This is a genomic window from Robertkochia sediminum (assembly GCF_016786255.1).
In the GTDB taxonomy this organism is placed as follows: Bacteria; Bacteroidota; Bacteroidia; order Flavobacteriales; family Flavobacteriaceae; genus Robertkochia; species Robertkochia sediminum.
This window is the reverse complement of sequence record NZ_JADMKT010000080.1, coordinates 31,056-55,710: the sequence shown is the minus strand read 5'-3', so window position 1 is coordinate 55,710 and position 24,655 is coordinate 31,056. Positions and strand designations below refer to the sequence as shown.

The window sequence follows — 24,655 nt, the reverse complement described above, 5'->3', positions numbered from 1 at the left end:
GCTTTATGAATAAAAAGATCCAGTTTCAACTTTCCCTGATGATGTTCTTAGAATTCTTCATCTGGGGAGGATGGTTCGTAACCATGGGCATCTACCTGCCCAATACCCTGCAAACTACAGGAGCCGAAACCGCCATGGCATACTCTACCCAATCGTGGGGAGCCATCCTAGCGCCCTTTATCATCGGCCTTATTGCCGACCGATATTTTAACGCAGAGCGTATTCTCGGACTCCTCCATCTTGCAGGTGCAGTACTTATGTACCAAATGTCGCAGAGCACAGACTTTGCAGGATTCTATCCCTATGTATTGGGATATATGATCCTGTATATGCCTACGCTTGCCCTGGTAAATTCTGTATCCTTTAATCAGATGAACGACCCTGCAAAACAATTCTCCTTCGTTCGGGTATTCGGAACCATAGGTTGGATCGCAGCCGGATTGCTCATCAGCTTTTTGCAATGGGATACTGAGGCCGGTATCTCCGGCGGATTGCTAAAGAATACGTTTTTGATGACCTCAGGAGCTTCTCTCCTGCTGGGTATTTTTAGCTTCACCCTACCAAAGACCCCTCCCAAGGCCGACAAGAATGAAAAAGTAAAGGTGGCAGACATCCTTGGTCTCGAAGCCCTCAAACTCTTAAACAACAAAAATTTCCTGATCTTTTTCCTGGCATCGGTACTTATCTGCATTCCGCTGGCATTTTATTACCAGCATGCAGGTCAGTTTCTGGGTGAGATCGGCGTAACCAACCCGGCCGCAAAAATGACCATTGGCCAGGTATCTGAGGTGCTGTTCATGCTACTCTTACCGGTATTCTTTAAGCGCTTCGGATTTAAAAAGACCATTCTTATAGGAATGATCGCCTGGACGGTTCGCTATTTACTGTTTGCCTACGGAAATTCGGGTGAACTGGCATTCATGCTCATCCTGGGAATCGCATTACACGGGATCTGTTATGACTTCTTCTTTGTTTCCGGACAGATCTATACCGATTCCAAGGCAGGAGACAAATACAAGAGTGCTGCACAGGGACTCATTACGCTTGCCACCTACGGGGTAGGGATGCTTATCGGGTTCTGGATCGCAGGAAAGATCACCGACGAATTCGCCCGACCCGACAACACCCATGTTTGGGAAACCATTTGGATATACCCCGCGATATTCGCATTGGTGATCATGCTATTATTTGCTATTTTATTTAAGAACGAAAAGGTTGAATATAAAGCTTAGCACATGAGAAAACTTAGAATGGGAATGATCGGTGGCGGCATTGGCTCGTTCATCGGAGACGTACACCGTAAGGCTGCAGCCATTGACGGTATGATCGAACTGGTTTGCGGAGCTTTCAGCAGCAATGCCGAACGCGCCAAGAGTTCGGGAGCTGCCTTATTTCTCCCTGAAGAACGCTGTTATGTTAGCTTCAAGGAAATGATCGAACGGGAGCGGGCACTTCCGGAGGGAGAACGTATGGATTTCGTAGCCATCGTAACGCCTAACCACATGCATTTTGAACCTGCCAGGATGGCGTTGGAGAACGGATTCCACGTGGTTTGCGATAAACCTATGACGCTCACCACTGCAGAAGCTGAGATCCTCGAGACCCTGGTTGCTAAAACCGGTTCGCTCTTTGCACTCACCCATAATTATACCGGCTATCCCATGGTCAAACAAGCCCGGGAAATGATCGCCAATGGAGAACTTGGTAAGATCAGAAAAGTACAGGTACAATACCTTCAGGGCTGGATGGCCACTGCAGTAGAAAATACAGACAACAAACAGGCCTCCTGGAGGGTAGACCCCGAAAAGGCAGGAGCAGGAGGTGCCCTGGGCGATATAGGCACCCATGCCGAGAATCTCCTCGAGTACATCACCGGTCTGCAGATTCACGAAATGGCCGCCGACCTGGGACGCTTTGGCGCCGGAAGAACCCTCGACGACGACGGCAATATGCTGGTGCGCATGAATAACGGTGCCAAGGGAAGCATCTCTTTCTCCCAGATCGCTACAGGCGAAGAGAACAACCTGGCGATTAAAGTATACGGAGAAAAGGGCAGCCTCGAATGGTCGCAGGAGCACCCGAATTCGCTTACTACCCGCTGGCTGGACCAACCTCCGAAGGTCTTTACCCCCGGAGGCAATGACCTTTACCCTTCCGTAGCAGCAACTTCGAGGATCCCGTCAGGACACCCCGAAGGCTACCTGGAAGCCTTTGCGACCATCTACCGCAATTTTGCCAAAGAATTAATGGGCAGGATCTCCGGAGCAGAAGTACCTGCGCAGGATTATCCGCGTGTGGCCGACGGTGTGCGGGGTGTAAAATTCATCCATGCCGCAGTAGAGAGCGACCGGAACAATGCCGCCTGGACTACCATAGACTAAAATAACAACCAAATGAAAACGATAAAAGGACCCGCCATATTCCTCGCGCAATTTACCGATAGCAAAGCTCCCTTTAACAGCCTTGACGGCATGTGTAAATGGGCAGCCGACCTCGGTTATAAAGGCATACAAATACCCACCTGGGAGAAATTCCTGATCGATCTGGACCTGGCAGCAGAAAGCAAGACCTATTGCGACGAGCTCAAAGGCAAGATCAATAGCTACGGCCTGGAGATCACCGAGCTCTCTACCCACTTGCAAGGGCAGTTGGTAGCCGTACACCCGGCCTACGACCTCATGTTCGACAATTTTGCTCCCGACCATTTAAAGAACAACCCTAAAGCCCGTACCGAATGGGCCGTAGAAACCGTTAAGAAGGCCGCTGTAGCCAGCAGGAACCTGGGACTAAATGTACATGCCACCTTTTCAGGAGCCTTGTTATGGCACACCTGGCACCCATGGCCTCAGCGCCCTGCCGGACTGGTTGAAATGGGGTTCGAAGAATTAGCCAAGAGGTGGATGCCCATACTCAACACCTTCGATGAGCAAGGGGTTGATGTATGCTACGAAGTGCACCCGGGTGAAGATATTCACGACGGAGACACTTTTGAACGCTTTTTAGAAGCAACAGGTAATCACAAAAGAGTGAACATTCTCTATGATCCCTCCCACTTTGTTTTACAGCAACTCGACTACCTCGCTTATATCGACCATTACCACGAATTTATCAAAGCCTTCCATGTAAAAGATTCTGAGTTTAATCCCACAGGAAAGAAAGGTGCCTTTGGCGGATACAACAATTGGGGAGACCGCGCCGGCCGATACAGGTCGCCGGGAGACGGTCAGATCGATTTTAAGACCATTTTCTCCAAGCTCACCCAATACGGCTGCGACGTCTGGGCCGTCATGGAATGGGAATGCTGTATTAAAAGTCCGGAACAAGGCGCCCGGGAAGGAGCGCCATTTATTCAGCGCCATATGATAGAGGCTACCGAAAAGGCCTTTGACGACTTTGCCGGAGCCGACATTGACAAAGAACAACTTAAAAAAATTCTTAACATAAAATGAAAAGAACAACACTCATCTTACTCTGCCTGACCACGCTGATCTCCTGCAAGGAAGAAAAGACCAAAACCGCAACGGCACCGGAGCCGGTTGCCGAAACGATAACCCCGGAAAGCAACGATTGGATCTGGCTTTTTGACGGAAGCAGCACCGATGCCTGGCACGAATACGGCAAGGACAACACCGAATTTCCTGAATCCTGGAAGATCGAAGGTGACGCCCTGGTATTTCACCCTGTAAAGGACGAAAAGCACAATATCGTAACCGACGAATCCTTCGAATCGTTCGAATTATCCCTGGAGTGGAAGATCGCTGAAGGCGGAAACAGCGGCATCATGTGGGGCGTAAAAGAAAGTCCGGAGTACAGCGAACCGTACTACACCGGGCCGGAGATCCAGGTATTGGACAACCTTAGACACCCGGATGCCAAAGTAGGTGAAAGAACCCACCAGGCGGGAGCGCTATACGACATGATCGCACCGACTGAAGATGTAAGCAAGCCTGCAGGAGAATGGAACACCTATGTGATCCGAATCGATCACGCAAACAACCAGGGAACCGTTGTACACAATGGCACATTGGTTACCGAATTCCCTCTATCCGGAGAGGCATGGGAGCAAATGGTGGCAAACTCTAAGTTTGCAGACTGGGAGGCGTTCGGAAAATATAAGAATGGTAAGATCGCCCTTCAGGACCACTCTGATATGGTGGCTTACAGGAACATAAAGATCAGAAAGCTGTAGCTATCAAACAACCCGGATCGCCGAATGAGGTTACAAGGGCAACAGCAACAACACCCCATTGCAGAAAACAAAAAGATCGGCCCGTTGGCCGATCTTTTCTATTTTAAATGATACTCCTCTTTTTTAGATCTCACTTACACGAAGTGTATTTACCATTCCCTTCTCTTTGATAGGCATGGCCGCGAGACTCACCATCATATCTCCTTTTTCAAGGAATCCTTCTTTTACCGCTATAGCGTTGATGTCTTCCACGGTCTCATCGGTACTTACGTCCTTATCGTAATAGTACGCGTTTACACCCCAAAGTAAACTAAGCTGGGTGAGGATACGCTTATTAAAGGTAAACACCAGGATATGCGCCTGTGGTCTCCATGCCGAGATCTGGAAGCCTGTATATCCGCTATTGGTAAGGGTAGAAATAGCCTTGGCATTGATCTCGTTAGCCATAAGGGCAGCGTGGTAACACACGGCCTTAGTGATGTATCTTTTAGTCTTAACCTGTGGCGGTTCTTGTGGCACCTTAATAAGTGGAGAGTGCTCAACACTCTTGATGATGCTCGACATTTTTTCAATTACCTGCACCGGATACGACCCAACAGAGGTCTCTCCTGAAAGCATTACCGCATCGGCACCATCCATAACAGAGTTCGCCACGTCGTTAACCTCTGCCCTGGTTGGGGTAAGGCTGCTGATCATAGTCTCCATCATCTGGGTAGCGATGATCACAGGAATACGCGCTTTCTTAGCTCTGTTCACCAGTTGCTTTTGCACCAATGGCACCTCCTGGGCAGGAATTTCCACTCCGAGGTCACCACGAGCAACCATGAGTCCGTCACAATACGAAACGATCTTATCGATGTTCTCAACTGCTTCAGGCTTTTCGATCTTAGCAACGATCGGGATCTTGTAATCTGAATGCTCTTCGATAAGCTTCTGAAGGTCCATCAGGTCTTCTGCATGACGAACGAAAGACAGGGCGATCCAGTCTACTTGCTGCTCACATGCGAAAATGGCATCTTTAATATCCTTTTTGGTCAGTGCCGGTAGAGAAATATTGGTGTTCGGAAGGTTTACTCCTTTTTTAGAACGGAGGGGACCACCCTGAACAACCTTAGCCTTCACCTGGTTACTCTTATTGGTCTCTACCACCTCAAAGATGAGCTTACCATCATCGAGAAGGATACGTTCACCCGGATTCACATCGCGGGGAAACTCCTTGTAGTTCATGTAAACACGCTCCTTGGTTCCTTCAAAAGCATCTCCCGTTTCGAAAAGGATCTCATCTCCGGGATTTACAAGCACATCTTCTTTCATTACCCCAACGCGAAGTTTTGGCCCCTGAAGGTCACCGAGGATCCCGGTAGAGAAGCCGTACTCATCGTTGAGTTCACGAATTAACCGGATACGCTCTTTAACATCGTCGTAATCGGCGTGTGAGAAATTAATACGGAAAACATTCACTCCCGCCTCCATCATTTCTTTCAACACTTCCTTGGTACTTGTAGCCGGTCCCAGTGTTGCGACAATTTTCGTTTTTTTCCTATTAGGCATTCGTCAGAAAAATTAAATTATTCTTACTCTTTAGCTGGTCGATATCGAGCTCATAAGCGGTAATGACCTGGGGGATCTGTTTTATGATCCTGATCACCTCCTGGGCCTTACTAAAGCTCCCTTCCCCGTCATCTATCTTTAACAGATGATCGACCTTTGGGAATTCAGGCAGCACATAGCTGTATGTTATACTTCCGGGTGTTCCGAACATATCCGGGATCCCCCCTTCATGTACTACGGTAACACCACATTTATTCGTTAACAGATTCCACAACACTTCTGTAGAACGATCGTAAGCCTCATATAATGAAAATTCCGATCCTTCACCCAACTTCAGGTCATATTGCAACCGCTTAAGTTGAACATCCAGCGACCTATTGAGAAAATAGGCCAATCGATAAGAATCCAGGGAACTGTGAATGGCGATCAGCGTGTAGGTATCCACGTAAAAGTCATCGTCTAACTTATGGACTGTTGTCATATATCCGCTCACAATCAGGTATAAAGATACTGCGAGTTAAACGACTTAGCAACTTTTAGTGGGGTATACCGATATAAAAAGTTACGCAAACGATAAAGTCAGACCACATCGTCGATCTTTGACTGCAAGGCGTAATAAGCCCTTTTGGCAGCACTTTCTTCAGCCTTTTTCTTAGAAGTAGCCCTTCCTTTGGCCACCAGTTTATCGTTAATGTACAACTTAACGGCAAAGTGTTTCACATCTTCATTTCCATCGTCGTCATACACGTCAAAGAAGAAGGTCTTTTTCTTTTTCTGGCAGTATTCAATGATCAGGCTTTTATAACTGATCACCTTACCTTCCAGCTGTTCGATATCTACATAAGGTTCTACCACGCGGCTATAGATAAAGCGCTTGCAGAACTCATACCCCCTGTCAAGGTAGATCGCCCCTACCAGGGCTTCAAAGATATTTCCGTGAATATTCTCCCCGAAATTATCCTTATTGATCTTACTGTCCAGAAATTCCAGCAGTCCCAGGTCTTTCCCGAGTTCATTAAGATGTTCCCGGCTCACCACCTTGGAGCGCATTTTTGTGAGATACCCTTCATCTCCTGAAGGCACCTCGTTAAAGAGAAAGTGAGATATGATCGCACTGAGCATGGCGTCGCCAAGAAACTCGAGTCTTTCGTAGTTTATGGCATTGCCCTTATCATCGCGAATATTCATAGACCTATGCGTAAAGGCCTTGTTGTAATAGCGAAGTTCCCGGGGTTTAAATCCGAGTATCGAAGTGAGTTTTAAAAAAAAATCCCCGTCGTTAGCAGACCGGGAATTTAATATTTTACGAATGAATTTCATTCAATGAGGATGTGACACTAGTCCAATTTCTTAAACACAACACAAGCGTTGTGTCCTCCAAACCCAAAGGTATTACTCATTACTACGTTCACATCGCGTTTTTGAGCCTTATTAAGGGTTAGATTGAGTTCCGGATCGATGTTCTCATCCACGGTTTCATGATTGATCGTTGGAGGGATCAGCCCGTGTTCCATAGAAAGGATCGAGGCAATGGCTTCAACTGCACCAGCTGCACCCAGAAGGTGCCCGGTCATGGATTTGGTAGAGTTGATATTAATGTTCTTAGCGTGATCGCCAAAAACCTTACCAATAGCCTTCAATTCGGCAACATCACCAAGAGGGGTAGAAGTACCATGTGTATTGATCGCATCTACATCTTCTGGTTTCAATCCGGCATTTCTCAAGCAGTTCTCCATAACAGCTACCACTCCGATCCCTTCAGGGTGTGGAGCAGTCATATGGTAAGCATCTGCAGAGAGTCCGCCACCGGCTACCTCGGCATAGATCTTCGCGCCGCGAGCCTTAGCGTGTTCGTATTCTTCAAGCACGAGTGCTCCTGATCCTTCCCCGAGAACAAAACCGTCGCGGTTCGCATCAAAAGGCCTTGAAGCCGATTTAGGATCGTCATTGCGGGTACTCATAGCATGCATGGCGTTAAATCCGCCCATACCTGCAGCAGTAACGGCCGCTTCTGAACCACCTGTGATCACCACATCGGTGTGCCCTAATCTGATCATATTCATGGCATCGAAAATGGCATTTGCCGACGATGCACAGGCAGAGACCGTAGCGTAGTTAGGTCCCATGAACCCGTATTTAATGGAGATCAGTCCGGGTGCGATATCTGCGATCATTTTTGGGATAAAGAACGGATTAAATCTCGGTGTCCCATCGCCTTTGGCATAGTTAGACACTTCGTCCTGGAAGGTCTCCAGACCACCGATCCCGGCACCCCAGATCACACCAACACGATTCTTATCGAGCGTATCCACATCCAACCCTGAATCTTCCATAGCTTCCTGGGCGGTTACCATGGCGTATTGCGCAAAGCGGTCCATACGACGTACTTCCTTACGATCGATAAATTCGGTAGGATCGAAATTCTTTATCTCACAAGCGAATTGTGTTTTAAACTTTGAAGCATCAAAATGCGTTACTTCTGCAGCTCCACTCTGGCCGCTTTTAAGGGCATTCCAATACTCTTCTATATTGTTACCAATGGGCGTTAATGCTCCTAATCCGGTTACGACAACTCGCTTAAGTTCCATTTATTAATTTTTTGAAATATAAACCAATAATAACTACCAGAAAACACATCATGAGTATTTCACAATGCATTTCCCGGTAGCTTATGCCTTATAGGTAATTATTTTGCTTCTTCGATGTATTTGATGGCTTGACCAACAGTAGCAATGTTCTCAGCCTGATCATCCGGGATCTGGATATCGAATTCTTTTTCGAATTCCATGATAAGTTCAACAGTATCGAGAGAATCTGCTCCCAGATCGTTAGTGAAGCTTGCTTCTGCAACTACTTCGTTCTCATCAACTCCTAATTTGTCTACGATGATCGCTTTTACTCTTGATGCAATGTCTGACATAATTTTTTGTTTTAAAATTTAATTGTTGGCAAAAATAAAAAACTTTGGTTTAAAAAAAGGTTTTATGCACAAAAGTTGACTTTAAAGGTAATATTTTTTACGTCATCGTTTTAGTGTTACATGGCTTACCTTTGTAGAAAATTATTCTTTTTTTTGCGGTATATATAATAAGGACTCATTCATGAAAAGCATCGTCATATTTGCATCGGGTTCCGGCAGTAATGCCGAGAACATTATTCGACACTTCGCAGATCGTCCGGAGTTCTCTGTTCGCCTGGTACTGTCTAACAAGAAAGAGGCCAGGGTCCTGGACCGCGCCCAGAACCTTGGTGTAGGCGCTGTGTATTTTAACCGTACGGCCATGAATGAAGGCGTAGTAACCGGGCTGCTCGAGGCCATGAACCCGGATCTGATCGTTCTGGCAGGATACCTTTGGAAGATCCCGGAGGAACTCACCCAAAAGTTCAGCAACAAGATCATTAACATTCACCCTGCACTGCTTCCCGACTACGGAGGCAAAGGCATGTACGGCATGAACGTGCACAAGGCCGTGATCAATGACGGCAGGGAAAAGAGCGGCATCACCATTCATTACGTCAATGAGAACTACGACGAAGGAGCGGTGATCTTTCAGGCCGAGACCCCGGTAACCAAAGACGACACTCCGGAGAGCCTGGCCTCAAAGATCCACGAACTGGAATACCGGCATTTCCCCCTAATCATTGAAAAAGTACTAAATGAACAATAGCAGCCAGGTACATATATACACCGACGGATCGTCGAGAGGCAATCCCGGCCCCGGAGGTTACGGCATCATCATGGAGTGGGTGGGCAAGCCCTACCGCAAAGAATTCTCTGAAGGGTTCCGAAAAACCACCAACAACCGCATGGAACTCCTCGCCGTGATCGAAGCCCTCAGGAAATTAAAGTACCCCCAAACGGCTGTTACCGTTTTCAGCGACTCCAAATACGTAGTAGATGCCGTTAATAAAGGATGGGTATTCAATTGGGAGCACAAAGGATTTAAGGACAAAAAAAACCCCGATCTTTGGATCGACTTCCTAAAGGAATACCGCAAACACAAGGTAACCCTCCAATGGGTAAAAGGCCACAACGACCATCCGCAAAACGAACGCTGTGATACATTGGCAGTTAATGCCGCCCTTAAAAAGAACCTGCCCCCCGATATCGGGTTCGAGCAACAATAAGGTTTTAACCTATTTTTAATCAGGCTTCTGTTGCAGAATCGTAATTTTACAGAAAACAAGGTTATGAAAGTAAGGTTTTGCTTGGTTCTTTTTCTCTTGGTCGGCTCCTTTGGTTTGGCCCAGGAATGGGAACTGAAAATAGACGAAGACGCCATCAAGGTATACACGCGAAAACTCGACTCCACACAATTTGACGAATTCAAGGCAGTGCTCAGGGCGAAGACCACACCCGAAAAAGCCCTGTCTGTTATTCTCGACGGAGACCGGTTATGGGAATGGAACCACAAAACCTCCGACAGTGAGACGGTATTGCGGTACAACGACACCACCTCTGTGGTTTGGATGCTCAACGACCTTCCCTGGCCATTACGCGACCGCGAAAACCTCTCGCTTATCCGGGTAAGAAATCCAAAGCCGGGCACCTATCACGTATCGATAGATCCTGCCGAGAATCATTTAAAAGAACAACCTGAAAATGTGATACGCACTACGCAGTTCAAAGGGCATTGGCATATTGAACCCTTGGATAACGGATTGGTGGAAGTAACCCAGCAACTATACGGCGATCCTAACGGAATGATCCCAGCCTGGTTACTCAATTCCATCCTGGTGAATGTGCCATTTCATTCTTTTGAAAATCTGAAAGTAATACTGGAAAAGTAACCTTATATTTGCAAAAAATTTGATCCATGGGAAAATTACTGATCGTAGGTACTGTAGCCTTCGACGCCATTGAAACGCCATTCGGAAAAACCGACAAGATCCTGGGTGGAGCAGCTACTTTTATCGGACTTGCTGCTGCTAACTTTGAAGTCGATGCAGCCATCGTTTCGGTGGTAGGTGACGATTTCCCGGACCACCACCTCGAGCTTCTGAAAAGTAAGAACATTGACCTTTCGGCCGTTGAGATCGTAAAAGGCGGAAAGACCTTTTTCTGGAAGGGTAAATACATGAACGACCTCAATGTGAGAGAAACGCTCGACACCCAGCTCAACGTCCTTGCCGATTTCAATCCTGTAGTGCCGGCCAGCTATAAGAACTCAGAAATTCTGATGTTAGGAAACCTGCACCCGAGCGTCCAATTGAGCGTGATCGATCAGATGGAACAAAAACCGGCACTGACCATATTGGACACTATGAACTTCTGGATGGACAACACGCCCGATGAGCTCGCAGAAGTGATCAGTAAAGTCGATGTGATCACCATAAACGACGAAGAGGCACGACAGCTTTCAGGAGAATACTCCCTGGTAAATGCTGCCGAAAAGATCCACCAAATGGGACCGGCCTATGTTGTGATCAAAAAAGGTGAACACGGGGCCCTGCTCTTTCACAAGGAAAATATATTCTTTGCCCCTGCCCTTCCGCTCAGAGAGATCTTTGACCCTACCGGGGCCGGAGATACCTTTGCAGGAGGATTTGCAGGATTCCTTGCCGCTACCCAGGATTACTCTTTTGAGAATATGAAAAACGCCGTGATCCACGGATCTAACCTGGCATCATTCTCTGTAGAGCGCTTTGGCACCGAAAGAATGGAAGCTTTGGACAAGGGAGAGATCAATAAAAGACTCCAGCAATTCAAGAACTTAACACAATTTGATATCAAATTGGCCTAAACAGCACGGGCTACATAAACCACAACAATGAGTGACGCTATTAAACACGAATGCGGGATCGCACTGGTAAGATTGCTTAAACCTCTGGAGTACTACCAGGAAAAATACGGCACCGCGTTCTACGGTATCAACAAAATGTACCTGATGATGGAGAAACAGCACAATCGCGGACAAGATGGTGCAGGTTTCGCCAGTATCAAAATGAACATGACCCCGGGCGAGCGCTATATGAGTCGTGTACGTTCTAACCAGGCACAACCCATTCAGGATATCTTTAACCAGATAAACAGCCGCATCAACGACGCTCTTACCGAGCATCCGGAGTACCTTGAAGATATCGACACACTCAAAAGAGAAGTACCTTATGTTGGCGAACTTATGCTCGGGCACGTGCGTTATGGTACTTTTGGAAAAAACAGCATCGAAAGTGTACACCCGTTCTTAAGGCAGAACAACTGGATGCACAGAAACCTGATCGTTGCAGGAAACTTTAACATGACCAATGTTAATGAGCTTTTTGACAACCTGGTAAGGCTGGGGCAGCATCCAAAAGAGAAAGCCGACACCATCACTGTCATGGAAAAGATCGGTCACTTTCTTGACGATGCCGTTGGAAAACTCTACAAAGAGGTTAAAAAAGAAGGATTCAGTAAAATGGAAGCCTCTCCATTGATCGCGGAACGCCTTAATGTTGCCAAGATCCTTAGAAAGGCCGCTAAGAACTGGGACGGTGGTTATGCCATGGCCGGACTCATAGGGCATGGCGATGCTTTTGTACTGAGAGACCCTGCCGGTATTCGTCCGGCGTATTACTATAAAGACGATGAAGTGGTCGTGGTAGCTTCAGAGCGCCCTGTGATACAGACCGTTTTTGATGTTCCTTTTGAAACGATCCATGAGCTTGACCCAGGTAAGGCCATCATCATTAAAAAGAACGGAGAAGTGAAGAACAAGAAGATCCTTACTCCCCTCGAGAGAAAGGCTTGCTCTTTTGAGCGTATCTACTTCTCAAGAGGATCGGATGCAGAGATCTACCAGGAGCGTAAGGATCTCGGAAAACTCCTGTTCCCTAAGATCATGGAGAGTGTGGACCTCAATCTTGAAAATACCGTTTTCTCCTATATTCCGAATACCGCAGAAACCTCATTCTACGGAATGGTACAGGAAGCTCAAAACTACCTGAACAACCGTAAAATGGAGAGGATCATGGCAGCTAAGGATGACCTGACCTCTGAAGAGCTCAACGAGATCCTGAACATGCGTCCGCGAATCGAAAAGGTCGCTATAAAAGACGCGAAGCTCAGAACCTTCATAACTGAGGACAGCAGCCGTGACGACCTGGTAGCTCACGTATACGATGTGACCTACGGCTCGGTAAAACCTACCGACAACCTGGTTATCATAGACGACAGTATTGTACGCGGAACCACACTTAAGAAAAGTATACTACGTATTCTGGATCGCCTGAACCCTAAACAGATCGTAGTGGTTTCATCGGCACCGCAAATACGTTATCCGGACTGTTACGGTATCGATATGGCCCGTATGGAAGACCTGGTAGCCTTCAGAGCCGCTTTGGAACTGCATAAGGAACGTAACACCTACCACATTGTAGATGAAGTATACCAAAAATGTATCGACCAGGTAGGTCATAAAGACACAGATGTAGAAAACTCAGTTAAAGAGATCTACGCGCCATTCACAGATGATGAGATCTCTGATAAGATCTCTGAGATCCTGGCACCGGAAGGCATACGCGCCGAAGTGAAGATCTTGTACCAAACCGTGGAAAACCTTCACAAGGCTTGTCCTGACAATTTAGGCGACTGGTACTTCACCGGAGACTATCCTACCCCGGGTGGTAACCGTGTTGTAAACAGGGCGTTTATTAATTTTTACGACGGAATTAAAGAAAGGGCTTACTAAAAATTAAAGGTAAGTTGAAGGTGAATATGCATTTTATCGGTTATAAATGCACTTTATCCGATTAATACACTTTCTCCTACTTCGTGACCTTATCTTTACATCACCATAGCATAAGTAGGTTAAGTTCATGGTAAGATTTGGGGCAAAAAAGGCAGGTTTTCCTGCCTTTTTTATTTTCTATACTTTTGTCCGGATCCACTCTTCCTTTACGGTTTAAATTTGCGCTTTCCTTATTCCTTCTATCATTCTTGCTGTATACCGAGCTATCTTAGGAAGACCCCAGGGAAACCGGATGACAACATGTTTTAACCCACAACAGGATAAACACCACACATCACATCAGGATAACCCATTGTATCTTTTAGTTTCCTGACAACTAATACAACGGAATCTCCTAAAAAGATCTATATTTCAGAGATCCGGACTTAGTTAAGCCGATCAGGGGTACTACCCGTATAACATCCTGAGCAGCAACCCAGTTGAATTTCCGGATCACATGGTCTAACATCCTATCTATTTAGTATTCAAACACTTGAGACAAACTGAATTCAGAATAAACTCTTGCACTTTAACCAGTTTTAGCACTTTTCAACCGATTCTTTTTACACGACAATTCCTACTGCATACTTTTAGATCACCATAGCATAAGTAGGTTAAGTTCATGGTAAGATTTGGGGCAAAAAAGGCAGGTGCATAACCTGCCTTTTTTATTGATACTCGGCCCTAAAACACAACCCTAGTACACTGTCTTTCAATTCTTTACAAAAAGCAGTCCATTCACTACAAGATTGCACTTTATCCTTTTTTAACTCTTTTCATCCGATTCTTTTTACACGACAATTCCTACTGTATACTTTTATATCACCATAGCATAAGTAGGTTAAGTTCATGGTAAGATTTGGGGCAAAAAAGGCAGGTGTATAACCTGCCTTTTTTATTTTACTTCCAACAACCTTCGTCCCGACCACAATACAACACTTTAATTTTCAATGAATTACATGTGTAATAAAATCGCTACAAGATTGCATTTTAACCAGTTTAAGCACTCTTCAACCGATTCTTTTTACACGACAATTCCTACTGCATACTTTTAGATCACCATAGCATAAGTAGGTTAAGTTCATGGTAAGATTTGGGGCAAAAAAGGCAGGTGCATAACCTGCCTTTTTTATTGATACCCGGCCCTAAAACACAATTCCAACCTCCTGTATATCAATTCTTTGCAAAAAGAAGTCCATTCACTACAAGATTGCACTTTATCCTTTTTTAACTCTTTTCAACCGAATCTTTTTACACGACAATTCTTACTGTATACTTTTATATCACCATAGCATAAGTAGGTTAAGTTCATGGTAAGATTTGGGGCAAAAAAGGCAGGTATATAACCTGCCTTTTTTATTTTACTTCCAACAATCCTCGAACCGACAACAATACAACGTCTTAACTTCCAATGGTTTACGTGCGTAGTAAAATCGCTACAAGATTGCGCTTTAACCAGTTTTAGCACATTTCAACCGATTCTTTATCAGGGATCATTCTCTCCGCATACTTTTATATCACCATAGCATAAGTAGGTTAAGTTCATGGTAAGATTTGGGGCAAAAAAGGCAGGTGTATAACCTGCCTTTTTTATTTTTATTCAAAATCTATCGCACTAACCAAATTTATCTATTTGATTTTCAGGATCTTAAGTCCTGGGTTAAATTGCCGGAAATTTGCACTTTAACCAGTTTTAGCACATTTCAACCGATTCTTTATCAGGGTCAATTTCCTCCGCATACTTTTATATCACCATAGCATAAGTAGGTTAAGTTCATGGTAAGATTTGGGGCAAAAAAGGCAGGTGAACAACCTGCCTTTTTTATTTTTATCCGATAAAGACCTCAGGCCATCACCCCAGACCCCATCCATCACGATAACTCCCCTGAACCCAATCATTAGCCTTATCGAAATTCAGGATCTTCATCTGCTTTCCATCCCAAAGTAACTTTCTTCTTCCCGGATATACATTATTCTTATTCCCACTATCCCGGTATTGAAACGCTTTTATAGCCAGGTTCCCCATAAGAACAGTTTCCGTGAGCGGACCGGCATAAGAAAATGGAGAAGAGGTTTCTCCCTTAGAAAGTATGGCATTAACCCAATTGTCTACATGATTTTCCTTTTGTCTTTTAAGATAGGGCTTAGGCAGGTCTCCTACCTGGGAGCGATAGATATTAAGCACCCGCGGATTGGCCGAATAGGTATCACAAACCACTATGCCACGCTCCCCGTAAAAAATACTTCCTCCTCCGCCGGAACCGAGGGTTTCACCTTCCTGTAATCCTTCAGGGATTTCCGGCATGATACCTCCATCGTACCAATTCACGTCAATATTACCCTGTGCTTCTGTGCGAAATTGCAATCGTACTACCGATGACGGCGGACAACCATTAGTGTGTTTAGACTCCACAAAATCGTCTTCCCAAACTGTGGTGCAACTGGCCTCGGCAGCAAGAGGATAGCCAAGCTTTAAAGATTTGAAAGGGGATTCAAGAATATGACACCCCATATCACCAAGGGCTCCCGTCCCAAAATCCCACCAACCTCTCCATTTAAAGGGGAGATAAGCACTACTATAAGGTCTGTTGGCAGCAGGACCAAGCCATTGATCCCAATTCAGGGTGTCGGGAACTTCCTCTGCTGCCGGTTGCCCGAAAACTCCCTGAGGCCATACCGGCCGGTTGGTCCAGCAATCGACCCGATGGACTTTTCCGATGACCCCGGATTCCATCCACTCGGTAAGCGTGCGAATACCATCACCCGAACTACCCTGGTTACCCATTTGGGTTATGAGCTGTTGGTCGCGAGCCACATCGGCCATAAGTCGTGCTTCGCTAATATTGTGTGTGAGCGGCTTCTCTACATAAGCGTGTTTTCCGGCTTTCATGAAGGGTAACGAAATGGCCGCATGGGTATGATCGGCAGTAGCCACCATGATCCCATCGATATCGTTGAGGTGTTTATCATAGACCTCCCGAAAATTGGTATAGGTAGCTACATCGGGATAGGCCTTGAATGTTTCTGCAGCACGTTTGGCGTCGACATCACAGAAGGCAACGAATTTCACCTTACGCGACTTGCGAAGCTGCCTGATCACCTGTCCTCCTCGTCCGCCAACACCGAAACAGCCCACGTACAAGGTATCACTGGGCGCCACATGCCTACCCCCCAAAACATGGGCAGGAACAATATAAAGGGCAGCAGAGCCTCTGGCCACGTTCTTGATAAACGACCTTCTTTTCATATCTTGTTGTATTACTGATTATTACAGAAAAAAGTTACAAGAAAAAATTCAGCCATACAAAAGAACCTCAATTAGGATTTTTTCCTTATTTTTGGATTATGTCCAATCTGGTTGTAAATAATAAAGGAAGGGGAGCTCAGAGCGATCCACCCAACCGTTTCGAAGCCCACCATGAGGTACAAGATCCGGAATACCTGGAATATTGCCGCAATGAAGGGGAAGAGGCCGGTAGCAATCGAACCCGTTTTCACCTAAGCGACCCAAAATCCATTGTCAACAAGGTCAACAGCCCGGACGTGGGCATGTCGTATTCCATGAACCCTTATCAGGGCTGCGAGCATGGCTGTGTATATTGTTATGCACGCAACAGCCATGAATATTGGGGATATAATGCCGGCACCGATTTCGAAAAGAACATTCTTGTAAAGCAAAGAGCCGCAGCCTTACTGGAAAAGAAATTACGCTCAAGATCATGGCAACCGGAAACCATTGTGTTATCCGGAAACACAGATTGCTATCAACCGGCCGAAAAGAAGTTTAAACTCACCAGGGCATGCCTTGGCATATTTCTCAAATACCGGCATCCGGTTGGTATCATCACCAAGAATGCACTTATTCTTCGCGACATGGACCTCCTGAAACAACTACAGGAAATGCGCCTGATCAAGGTATACATCTCGCTTACCACTTTGGATGAAGATACCAGGCGTAAACTGGAGCCCCGAACAGCTACGATCAAAAAAAGGCTACAGACCATAACGACTTTAAGTCAGGCAGGTATCCCTGTTACAGCCATGATCGCACCGATAATACCCGGTATAAACAGCCATGAGATATTACCTCTGGCCAAGGCTGCAAAAGAAGCGGGTGCTACCGATATTGCCTACACTGTTGTTCGCCTTAATGGCGCCATTGCAGGGATCTTTAAAACCTGGATCGAACAAACCATGCCCGAAAAGGCAGCGAGAGTACTCTCGCTTACCAGCCAGTGCCACGGAGGCCAGCTTAACGATTCCCGATTTGGGATTCGCAATAAAGGTGAAGGTCCGGTTGCAGACCAGATCAAACAACTTATAAAGATCGCCAGGCAAAAGTATTTCCCCGACCCCCGACCTTACACCATGAACAGGGATCTTTACCACGAGCGCAGAACGCATCACACCCGTAATGAAGGTGATCAGCTTGAGTTATTCGCATAAAAAAAGCTGCCGGGAGAACCGACAGCCTTAATAATTAAATTAAAAAACAAAAATTTAAACTGCGATCCTATGTTCTTCGCGCTTTTCCTCCTGTTCCGGCACTGCATTCTTACGACCTGAAAAACGCGACTTTAGCCTGTAAGACAAATAGAATAATACAGGAACGATGATCAGGGTAAGGAAGGTGGCAATGATCAATCCGAAGATCACGGTCCACGCCAGTGGCCCCCAGAAGATCACGTTATCTCCTCCGATATATATCTTCGGATCCAGTTCACTGAACATGGAGAAAAAGTCAATATTTAATCCGATAGCAAGTGGGATCAATCCCAGGATGGTGGTAATGGCAGTAAGTAGTACCGGCCTCAACCTGGCTCTTCCACCTTCGATGATCGCTTCTTTTACATCCCCGGGTGAAAGGTAGTCCCTCTCATCAAGACCGAGATTCAATTTACGCCTGTCGATAAGGATCTGTGTATAATCAAGCAGTACCACCCCATTATTCACAACGATCCCTGCGAGGGAAATGATCCCCATCATAGTCATCATGATCACGAACGGCCACCCGGTGATCATGAGTCCGCCAAACACCCCGATAAAACTCAGGAAAATAGCGAGCATGATTATTGTAGGCTTGGAGATGGAACTAAACTGGAACACCAGCAGGAACATAATAAGTCCTAATCCCGTAAAGAACGCCCCCATAAGAAACTGCATTTGTTTGTTCTGTTCTTCGATCTGCCCGGTATAATCTATTACCACACCCTGAGGCACATCATATGCCTTCATTTCTTTTCGTATCTGATTGACCACGGCCTGGGCATCGGTAAATCCGGGTGCCAGTCCGGAGTATACGGTAACCACCCTTTTAAGGTCCTTATGCTTTATTGCACTGAAGGAAGAGGTGTTCTTTTGTCTCGCCACTGCAGAGACCGGGATCTCCTTGATCTGTCCGTTAGCGGGATCTCTGAAAATAATATTCTGGTTAAATAAGGCGCTCTTATCGTACCTGAGGTCCTTATTAAAACGCACATAGATATCGTAGTCTTCACCACCTTCTTTATACACCCCTGCCTTTTCTCCAAAGAGGGAACGACGAAGTTGGTTACCCACCTGGCCTACGCTCACTCCGAGCTCACCGGCCTTTCTGCGGTCTACTTCCACCTGCATAGACGGTTTACCCTTATTCACGTCGACCTTGAGTTCTTCAATACCTCCTATATTTCGGGTATTGAGGTACCTGAGCATACCTTCGGCGGTTTGTATGAGCTCATCGTAATCTTCACCTGAGAGCTCTATATTGATCGGATACCCGGCAGGTGGCCCTACGGCATCTTTTTCGACGGAGATCGCCACACCCGGATAAATACCTTTAAGCGACTCCTGTATGCGTGCCCTGAGGGTCTCACTATCCCTGCCACGACGGTATTTAAATTCTCTCATGGTAGCGGTGATCTTTGCCCTGTGAGGCATCTCGGCAGCCGAACCTCCATCGGTTTGTGGATTCCCGGCTCCTTCTCCTACCTGGGAGATCGCGCTTTCGGTCATAAAATTATGATCGCCTTCGGTATAGGTATCCTCATTAATGATCGCATATACTCTACTCTCGATATCTTTTGTAATACGATTGGTCTTTTCAATATCGGTACCCTGCGGATATTCAATATAAACGATGATCTGGTTAGGCGTATTATCCGGGAAGAATTCCACTTTGGTACGGCCGCTACCCAGGGATGAACCAAAAAGCATAAATACCACGATCAGCAACCCAAAGATACCTCCCACATAGAATACGGGTTTATAGCCATCAAGGGCAAAGGCCAGGCTGCGCTTGTAGATGGCCTCCATACGGGTAAGCACCTTATCCTGGAACCAGTTGGCCATACCTTTGATCACATAGCGATACCCCCAGAACATGATCGCGGTAAAGATCATGAGTGTTCCGAGGCCTCTCACCGGACCTCCAAAGATCATAATAAGGATCCCGGGAACACCCAAAACGATACTCAGTCGTATCAGTTGCTTACGGGTTAGTTCTTTTTCACCGGTTTGCATGAACTGCGACACCAGGGTAGAATTCATAAAGATCGCTACGAAGAGCGACGACCCCAGAACCACCGACAGGGTTATGGGGAAGTACATCATGAACTCTCCCATTACTCCGGGCCACAATCCCAGAGGCACAAAGGCAGCTACGGTAGTTGCTGTAGAAATAATGATCGGGAAGGCGATCTCTCCGATCCCTTTTTTAGCCGCTTCCATGCGCGACATCCCCTCTTCATCCATCAATCGATATACGTTCTCAACTACAACGATCCCGTTATCTACAAGCATTCCAAGCCCCATGATGAGTCCGAAAAGGATCATGGTATTCAAGGTATATCCCAGTCCCTGGAGGATCATAAAACTCATGAACATGGACATGGGAATGGCAAATCCTACAAAGAGTGCATTCCTGAACCCTAAGAAGAACATAAGCACGCCCACCACGAGGATCACCCCGAAGATGATATTGTTCACCAGGTCATCTACCTGATTAAGGGTCTTTTCTGATTGATCGTTGGCAATACTCACCTTAAGGTCTCTGGGAAAATAACCGTTCACGGCCTCTTCGATGATCTTATCGATCTTATCGGCGGCTTCGATCATATTCTTTCCTGCCCGTTTCTTCACATCGAGCATCACGACACTTTCACCAAATTCACGTGCGTAGGTGGTCTTATCTTCCTCCTTAAAACTAATGTTGGCAATGTCGCGCAGATAGACTGCTCCATCCTGAGATTTTACCACAAAGCTGGTGAGGTCAGAAGGGTTGTCGATCTCGCCAAGGATCCTTATGGTACGTCTTTGATCACTGTTCACCAAATTCCCGGCAGACATGGTCACGTTACCTCCGCGAATAGCATTCAGCACATCGTCAAAGCTCACCTTTGCAGCCATCATCTTATAGATATCAACGGCCACCTCTACTTCTTTCTCCTGAGCTCCACGAATATCGGCCTGCTTGATCTCAGGCAGGTCTTCAACCTTATCCTCCAGGTACTCGGCATATTCCTTCAGCTTATCAACCGGATAATTCCCCTGAAGGTTGATATTCAAAATGGGGAACTCTTCAGAAATATTCAGGTCAAAAACATTGGGTTCAATCTTCGCCCCGTTAAACACAGGCCAGTCTTCTCCGGCAGTTTTTGAATCGACCTCATCCTTTACCTTTTGTTTCGCTTCTTCGACCGTGATATTCTCATCGAACTCAACGGTTACAATGGAGTAATCTTCCTGAGAGGTCGAAACGATCTCTACCACGTTACTCACATTCTTCAACTCATCTTCGATGGGATCGGTAATGAGTCGCTCGATATCCTCAGAGGTATTCCCGGGATAGAGCGTACTAATAAAGATCTTGGTTTCCTTGACTTCCGGGAAATTCTCCCTGGGCATCCCGAAATAGGCAGAAAGTCCGAGTACGAAAAACAGCACGATCAGCACATAGATCGTCGTTTTATTTTCTATGGCCCAGGAAGAGAGTGCAAACTCCTTATGGGCATTCTTCTTGATCTTGCTCATGATGTTCTTACTTTATGATCTTAACTTTTTGACCGGGCAGCAGGCTTCTTGCACCTTCTCCGATCACGGCGTCACCTGCCTTTACACCTTCGAGGATCTCTACGAGATCTCCCTGGGACCTTCCCACCTTCACTACGGTTTGCTCTACCACCGCACGGCCCTGGGCGTCTATATCCTTAGCTACGTATACGTATTGATCACCTACTGCGTTCTCGGTGATCACACTTTGCGGGATAAGTACAGCCTCTTCATTACTGTAATCATTGAGGTATACCCTGGCATTGAGGTTCGGTTTTACTGAACCGTTCATGGCCGGAATACCCACCTCTACATTAAAGGTTCTGTTAGCAGGCTTAATGTAATCGCTTATCTGTCTCACCTTAGTACTCACCTCTTTTCCCAGCACCGGGAAAAAGACTCTTACATCACTCCCTTTATGGATATTAGGCAGGAAGATCTCAGGCACCTCTACCTCTACATACATATCTTCGAGACTAACGATCCTGATCACGGCCATTCCCGGAGCCATACTGGTTCCCGGGTCTGCAATGATCTGGTCAATAGTCCCGCCAAAGGGGGCTGTAATTCTGGTACGCGCCAATTGATTCTCCAATTGGGTCACCGCATTGGCAGCACTTTCATACTGGGTCTTGGCGGTAAGGAACTGGATCTCTGAACCTATTTTCTGTTCCCACAGGCGTTTCTGACGCTCAAAAGTGGTCTGAGCCAGGTCCTTCTGGGCTTCCAATTGTGCTAATTGTGCCTGGAGCCCACCATCGTCTATCACTGCCAGGAGTTGTCCGCGACGAACGCGATCACCTTCCTTAACTTTGATCTCCTGAAGGATCCCTGCAAATTCGGCATTGAGCACCAGGTTTTTTCTGGTAGTCACATTACCCTGCAGCTCTACATAGTGCTTAAAAAGGGTATCGTTAATATTGAGGGTAGACACCAAGGCCAGTTTCTGAACGGTATCGACCTCTGAAATTGCTCTTTCGATCTTAGCAATACGACTACTCAGGGAGTCACGCTCTGTTGAAAGCTGTTCTTTAGCAGCTCTCAATTGATCGATATCTCCGGAAGTCAGCACCTCTTCGATATTATTGCTCTTACTTCCGCAGGAAGCAAACAGGACAAGTATTGCAGTGAGTATGGTTAATTTTTTCATTCTTTTTCCGCCTTTTTTATGTTGTCTTAATTTTCGATTCTGAGGTCAGGGGTATTCAAGATGGTTTCCAGTGCCGTTTTAGCATTGATCACATCAAGCATGGAAACGATATAAGCTTCCTGGGCTCTGTACAGCTGTGTCTGTGCCTGCCTCAGGTCAAAGCTACTTCCTATACCTTCCCGAAATTTCACTTGGTTCTTAGATTCTATACGCTCTGCCAGCTCCAGGTTCTTTGCTGAAGTTTCGTATTTCTCAACCGCATACCTGAAATTACTGCGCGCCTGATCATACTCCAGGAGGATCTGTTGCGTAGCCTCGTCAAAAGTAGTTCTCGATTGATCGAGGGCGATACGGGCCTGTTGGGTACGCGCACTTCGCATAAGGGAGCTGAATATGGGAATGTTCAAACTTACCCCGAGTATCGAACTCTGATACCATGGCGTTTCCTGGTTCAGAAACACAAAGTCCTGATCAAAGGCTGTAGTACCATAATTTACAAAGGCATTCAGGCTGGGCAGGGCCCTGCTCTTTTCCAGTTTGAGTTCGAGCTCACGCTGACGGGTAAGGTTTTGAGCGATCTTAAAATCTACATTCTCCTCGATCTGAAGATCCTCGTTAAGGATATCCAGCATCATATTCTTCATGGCCAGGTCATTGAGGTCATCGGTAAGCGTTACCCGCGAATCAACCGGGATCCCCAGAGTGAGGTTCAGCATTTGCTCGGCAATACCAAGCATGCGTTCTGAATTGCTTAATTCTGTTTCGATCTGGGACAGGGTGATCTGTAATTGCTCCACGGTTTCCTCCTCAGACAATCCGTTTTCGAAGGTTGCTGTTGCTTCCCTGAGATTTTCTACCAGGGTCGCACGGTCTTTGCGTAAAATATCTGTACGTTCTGCCGATACCAACACCCCTCCATAGGCATTGATCACAGCTTTTCGAACTTCCAGGCGTGTCTTTTCGTCGGCATTCTCATTGTAATCCAGAAATGTACTCGCGGCCTGCAAACCGACAAGATAAGACCCGTCAAAAATGAGCTGACGCAGGGTAGCGCTAACGTTCATTTGCTGGCGTACCCCGAAAACCACAGGAACGAACTCTCCCGGTTCTCCTCCAAAAAATTCTGCAGGAATAGGAGACACAGGCTGTTTAAGCTGATTCTGATAATCAACAACTCCATCGATCTGGGGCAAACCGGCAGCCGTGGTTTCCCATTTCTTTTTCAGGGCCTTGGCCACCTCACGTCTCGAATTAACGGCCGTGAAGCTGCTATCTAATGCAAAGTTTATAGCCTCATCCATCGAAAAGCTATAGTGCCTTTCCTGGGCGCTAACCTTGAACAGTGCGATCGCAAATGCGATGACCAGGTATTTCTTCATTATTGCGTTATTTTTTCTTCGTTTATAAACTGATTGAGTTCTTCGAGTCCCCTTTCGGTAACAATAGCCCGCAGGTGATACTCCAGAAAAAGGGCTGTTAATGTGGGTACAGAATGTTCTACAGGGGGAAACATATCGCTGTCTTTGATACTGCTCATTCCGGAAAAGTACATCCTGGAGGTGAAGAAAATGTCGATGTCTTCGCGAAACAATCCCATGGTTATTCCCCTTCGGAGGTTATCGCTAACGCTTTCTACGAACACCTGGTACTTCTTTTTCATGAGCTGCTCAAAAAGATTCGGATAGAATTTCTTCAACTGGTTATACGCCATGCTCTCTTCATCTCCAAAATACTCCCGCACGACCCTTTTGATCTGGTAAAGCTCCCGGATCGGACTGATCTCCGGGTCGCAAACCGTATTGATCTGACCGCAAACACTATCGAATACATGAAACACAGAAGCCTCTACGAGTTCTGTCTTATTCTTATAATGCTGATAAATGGTTTTTTTGGAGATCCCCATTTCTGCGGCAAGGTCGTCCATGGTGACACTCTTAAATCCGAGTCTCAGGAACATTTCTGCGCTTTTATTAAGGATATTTTCTCTCATAGTGGCTGCAAAGTTAATCCAGGAAACTTTAAAAACTT

General features: G+C 46.2%; 20 protein-coding genes. 10 read left to right on the top strand and 10 right to left on the bottom strand.

Going from position 1 to position 24,655, the window contains the following annotated elements; genetic code table 11:
- Positions 1-5 precede the first annotated feature (5 nt).
- From IS446_RS13530 to IS446_RS13515, 4 genes are read left to right on the top strand one after another with little or no spacing between them, the layout of a single operon-like run.
- The gene (locus tag IS446_RS13530) at positions 6-1,232 is read left to right on the top strand and encodes a nucleoside permease (protein WP_203061292.1); all 1,227 of its coding nucleotides are present in this window, start codon (positions 6-8) and stop codon (positions 1,230-1,232) included.
- Between the two features lie 3 nt (positions 1,233-1,235).
- Positions 1,236-2,381 carry a Gfo/Idh/MocA family protein gene (locus IS446_RS13525; RefSeq protein WP_203061291.1) on the top strand — a complete coding sequence of 382 codons (1,146 nt, stop codon included), beginning with the start codon at positions 1,236-1,238 and terminating at the stop codon, positions 2,379-2,381.
- A 12-nt stretch (positions 2,382-2,393) separates the two neighbouring features.
- Complete coding sequence (locus tag IS446_RS13520) at positions 2,394-3,449, top strand: sugar phosphate isomerase/epimerase family protein (RefSeq protein ID WP_203061290.1); 1,056 nt, start codon at positions 2,394-2,396, stop codon at positions 3,447-3,449.
- A complete protein-coding gene (locus IS446_RS13515) occupies positions 3,446-4,189 on the top strand; it encodes a 3-keto-disaccharide hydrolase (RefSeq protein ID WP_203061289.1) in 744 nt (247 codons plus the stop codon). The genes IS446_RS13520 and IS446_RS13515 overlap by 4 nt, the downstream gene beginning before the upstream one ends.
- Positions 4,190-4,312: 123 nt before the next feature.
- Here IS446_RS13515 and pyk read toward each other — a convergent pair whose 3' ends face one another.
- The 5 genes from pyk to IS446_RS13490 all read right to left on the bottom strand — a co-directional run bounded on the left by pyk (position 4,313) and on the right by IS446_RS13490 (position 8,660).
- Positions 4,313-5,740: a pyruvate kinase gene (pyk, locus tag IS446_RS13510; RefSeq protein ID WP_203061288.1), complete on the bottom strand. Its 1,428-nt coding sequence runs from the start codon at positions 5,738-5,740 to the stop codon at positions 4,313-4,315.
- Positions 5,733-6,221: an IPExxxVDY family protein gene (locus tag IS446_RS13505; protein WP_203061287.1), complete on the bottom strand. Its 489-nt coding sequence runs from the start codon at positions 6,219-6,221 to the stop codon at positions 5,733-5,735. The genes pyk and IS446_RS13505 overlap by 8 nt, the downstream gene beginning before the upstream one ends.
- A gap of 98 nt (positions 6,222-6,319) precedes the next feature.
- A complete protein-coding gene (gene rnc / locus IS446_RS13500) occupies positions 6,320-7,060 on the bottom strand; it encodes a ribonuclease III (protein WP_203061286.1) in 741 nt (246 codons plus the stop codon).
- A gap of 17 nt (positions 7,061-7,077) precedes the next feature.
- Positions 7,078-8,328, bottom strand: a complete 1,251-nt coding sequence (gene fabF / locus IS446_RS13495; protein WP_203061285.1) for a beta-ketoacyl-ACP synthase II — start codon at positions 8,326-8,328, stop codon at positions 7,078-7,080.
- Between the two features lie 98 nt (positions 8,329-8,426).
- Positions 8,427-8,660: an acyl carrier protein gene (locus IS446_RS13490; RefSeq protein WP_136334596.1), complete on the bottom strand. Its 234-nt coding sequence runs from the start codon at positions 8,658-8,660 to the stop codon at positions 8,427-8,429.
- A gap of 181 nt (positions 8,661-8,841) precedes the next feature.
- Here IS446_RS13490 and purN point away from each other — a divergent pair, with 181 nt between their 5' ends.
- The 5 genes from purN (at position 8,842) to IS446_RS13465 (ending at position 13,410) form a co-directional block, all read left to right on the top strand.
- A complete protein-coding gene (purN, locus tag IS446_RS13485; RefSeq protein ID WP_203061284.1) occupies positions 8,842-9,408 on the top strand; it encodes a phosphoribosylglycinamide formyltransferase in 567 nt (188 codons plus the stop codon).
- Positions 9,398-9,868 (top strand): ribonuclease HI, encoded by a 471-nt coding sequence (gene rnhA / locus IS446_RS13480; RefSeq protein ID WP_203061283.1) that lies wholly within the window; start codon positions 9,398-9,400, stop codon positions 9,866-9,868. The genes purN and rnhA overlap by 11 nt, the downstream gene beginning before the upstream one ends.
- Before the next feature lie 63 nt (positions 9,869-9,931).
- Positions 9,932-10,531: an START domain-containing protein gene (locus tag IS446_RS13475; protein WP_203061282.1), complete on the top strand. Its 600-nt coding sequence runs from the start codon at positions 9,932-9,934 to the stop codon at positions 10,529-10,531.
- Positions 10,532-10,557: 26 nt separating this feature from the next.
- On the top strand, positions 10,558-11,484 hold the full coding sequence (locus IS446_RS13470) for a PfkB family carbohydrate kinase (protein WP_203061281.1): 927 nt from the start codon (positions 10,558-10,560) through the stop codon (positions 11,482-11,484).
- Positions 11,485-11,511: 27 nt separating this feature from the next.
- Positions 11,512-13,410 (top strand): amidophosphoribosyltransferase, encoded by a 1,899-nt coding sequence (locus tag IS446_RS13465; RefSeq protein ID WP_203061280.1) that lies wholly within the window; start codon positions 11,512-11,514, stop codon positions 13,408-13,410.
- A 1,891-nt stretch (positions 13,411-15,301) separates the two neighbouring features.
- Here the strand turns inward: IS446_RS13465 and IS446_RS13460 are convergent.
- A complete protein-coding gene (locus IS446_RS13460) occupies positions 15,302-16,696 on the bottom strand; it encodes a Gfo/Idh/MocA family protein (protein WP_203061279.1) in 1,395 nt (464 codons plus the stop codon).
- Between the two features lie 98 nt (positions 16,697-16,794).
- On the opposite strand from IS446_RS13460, the gene IS446_RS13455 reads away from it, so the two are divergent.
- Entirely contained in the window at positions 16,795-17,895 is a 1,101-nt protein-coding gene (locus tag IS446_RS13455) for a PA0069 family radical SAM protein (protein ID WP_203061278.1), read from the top strand.
- A gap of 54 nt (positions 17,896-17,949) precedes the next feature.
- Here the strand turns inward: IS446_RS13455 and IS446_RS13450 are convergent, their stop codons facing one another.
- From IS446_RS13450 to IS446_RS13435, 4 genes are read right to left on the bottom strand one after another with little or no spacing between them, the layout of a single operon-like run.
- Positions 17,950-21,459: an efflux RND transporter permease subunit gene (locus IS446_RS13450; protein WP_203061277.1), complete on the bottom strand. Its 3,510-nt coding sequence runs from the start codon at positions 21,457-21,459 to the stop codon at positions 17,950-17,952.
- Positions 21,460-21,466: 7 nt separating this feature from the next.
- Positions 21,467-22,627, bottom strand: a complete 1,161-nt coding sequence (locus tag IS446_RS13445; protein ID WP_203061276.1) for an efflux RND transporter periplasmic adaptor subunit — start codon at positions 22,625-22,627, stop codon at positions 21,467-21,469.
- Between the two features lie 26 nt (positions 22,628-22,653).
- Positions 22,654-24,006, bottom strand: coding sequence for a TolC family protein (locus tag IS446_RS13440; protein WP_203061275.1), 1,353 nt, complete (start codon positions 24,004-24,006; stop codon positions 22,654-22,656).
- On the bottom strand, positions 24,006-24,617 hold the full coding sequence (locus tag IS446_RS13435; protein ID WP_203061274.1) for a TetR/AcrR family transcriptional regulator: 612 nt from the start codon (positions 24,615-24,617) through the stop codon (positions 24,006-24,008). Before IS446_RS13435 ends, IS446_RS13440 begins: the two co-directional genes overlap by 1 nt.
- Positions 24,618-24,655: the final 38 nt, after the last annotated feature.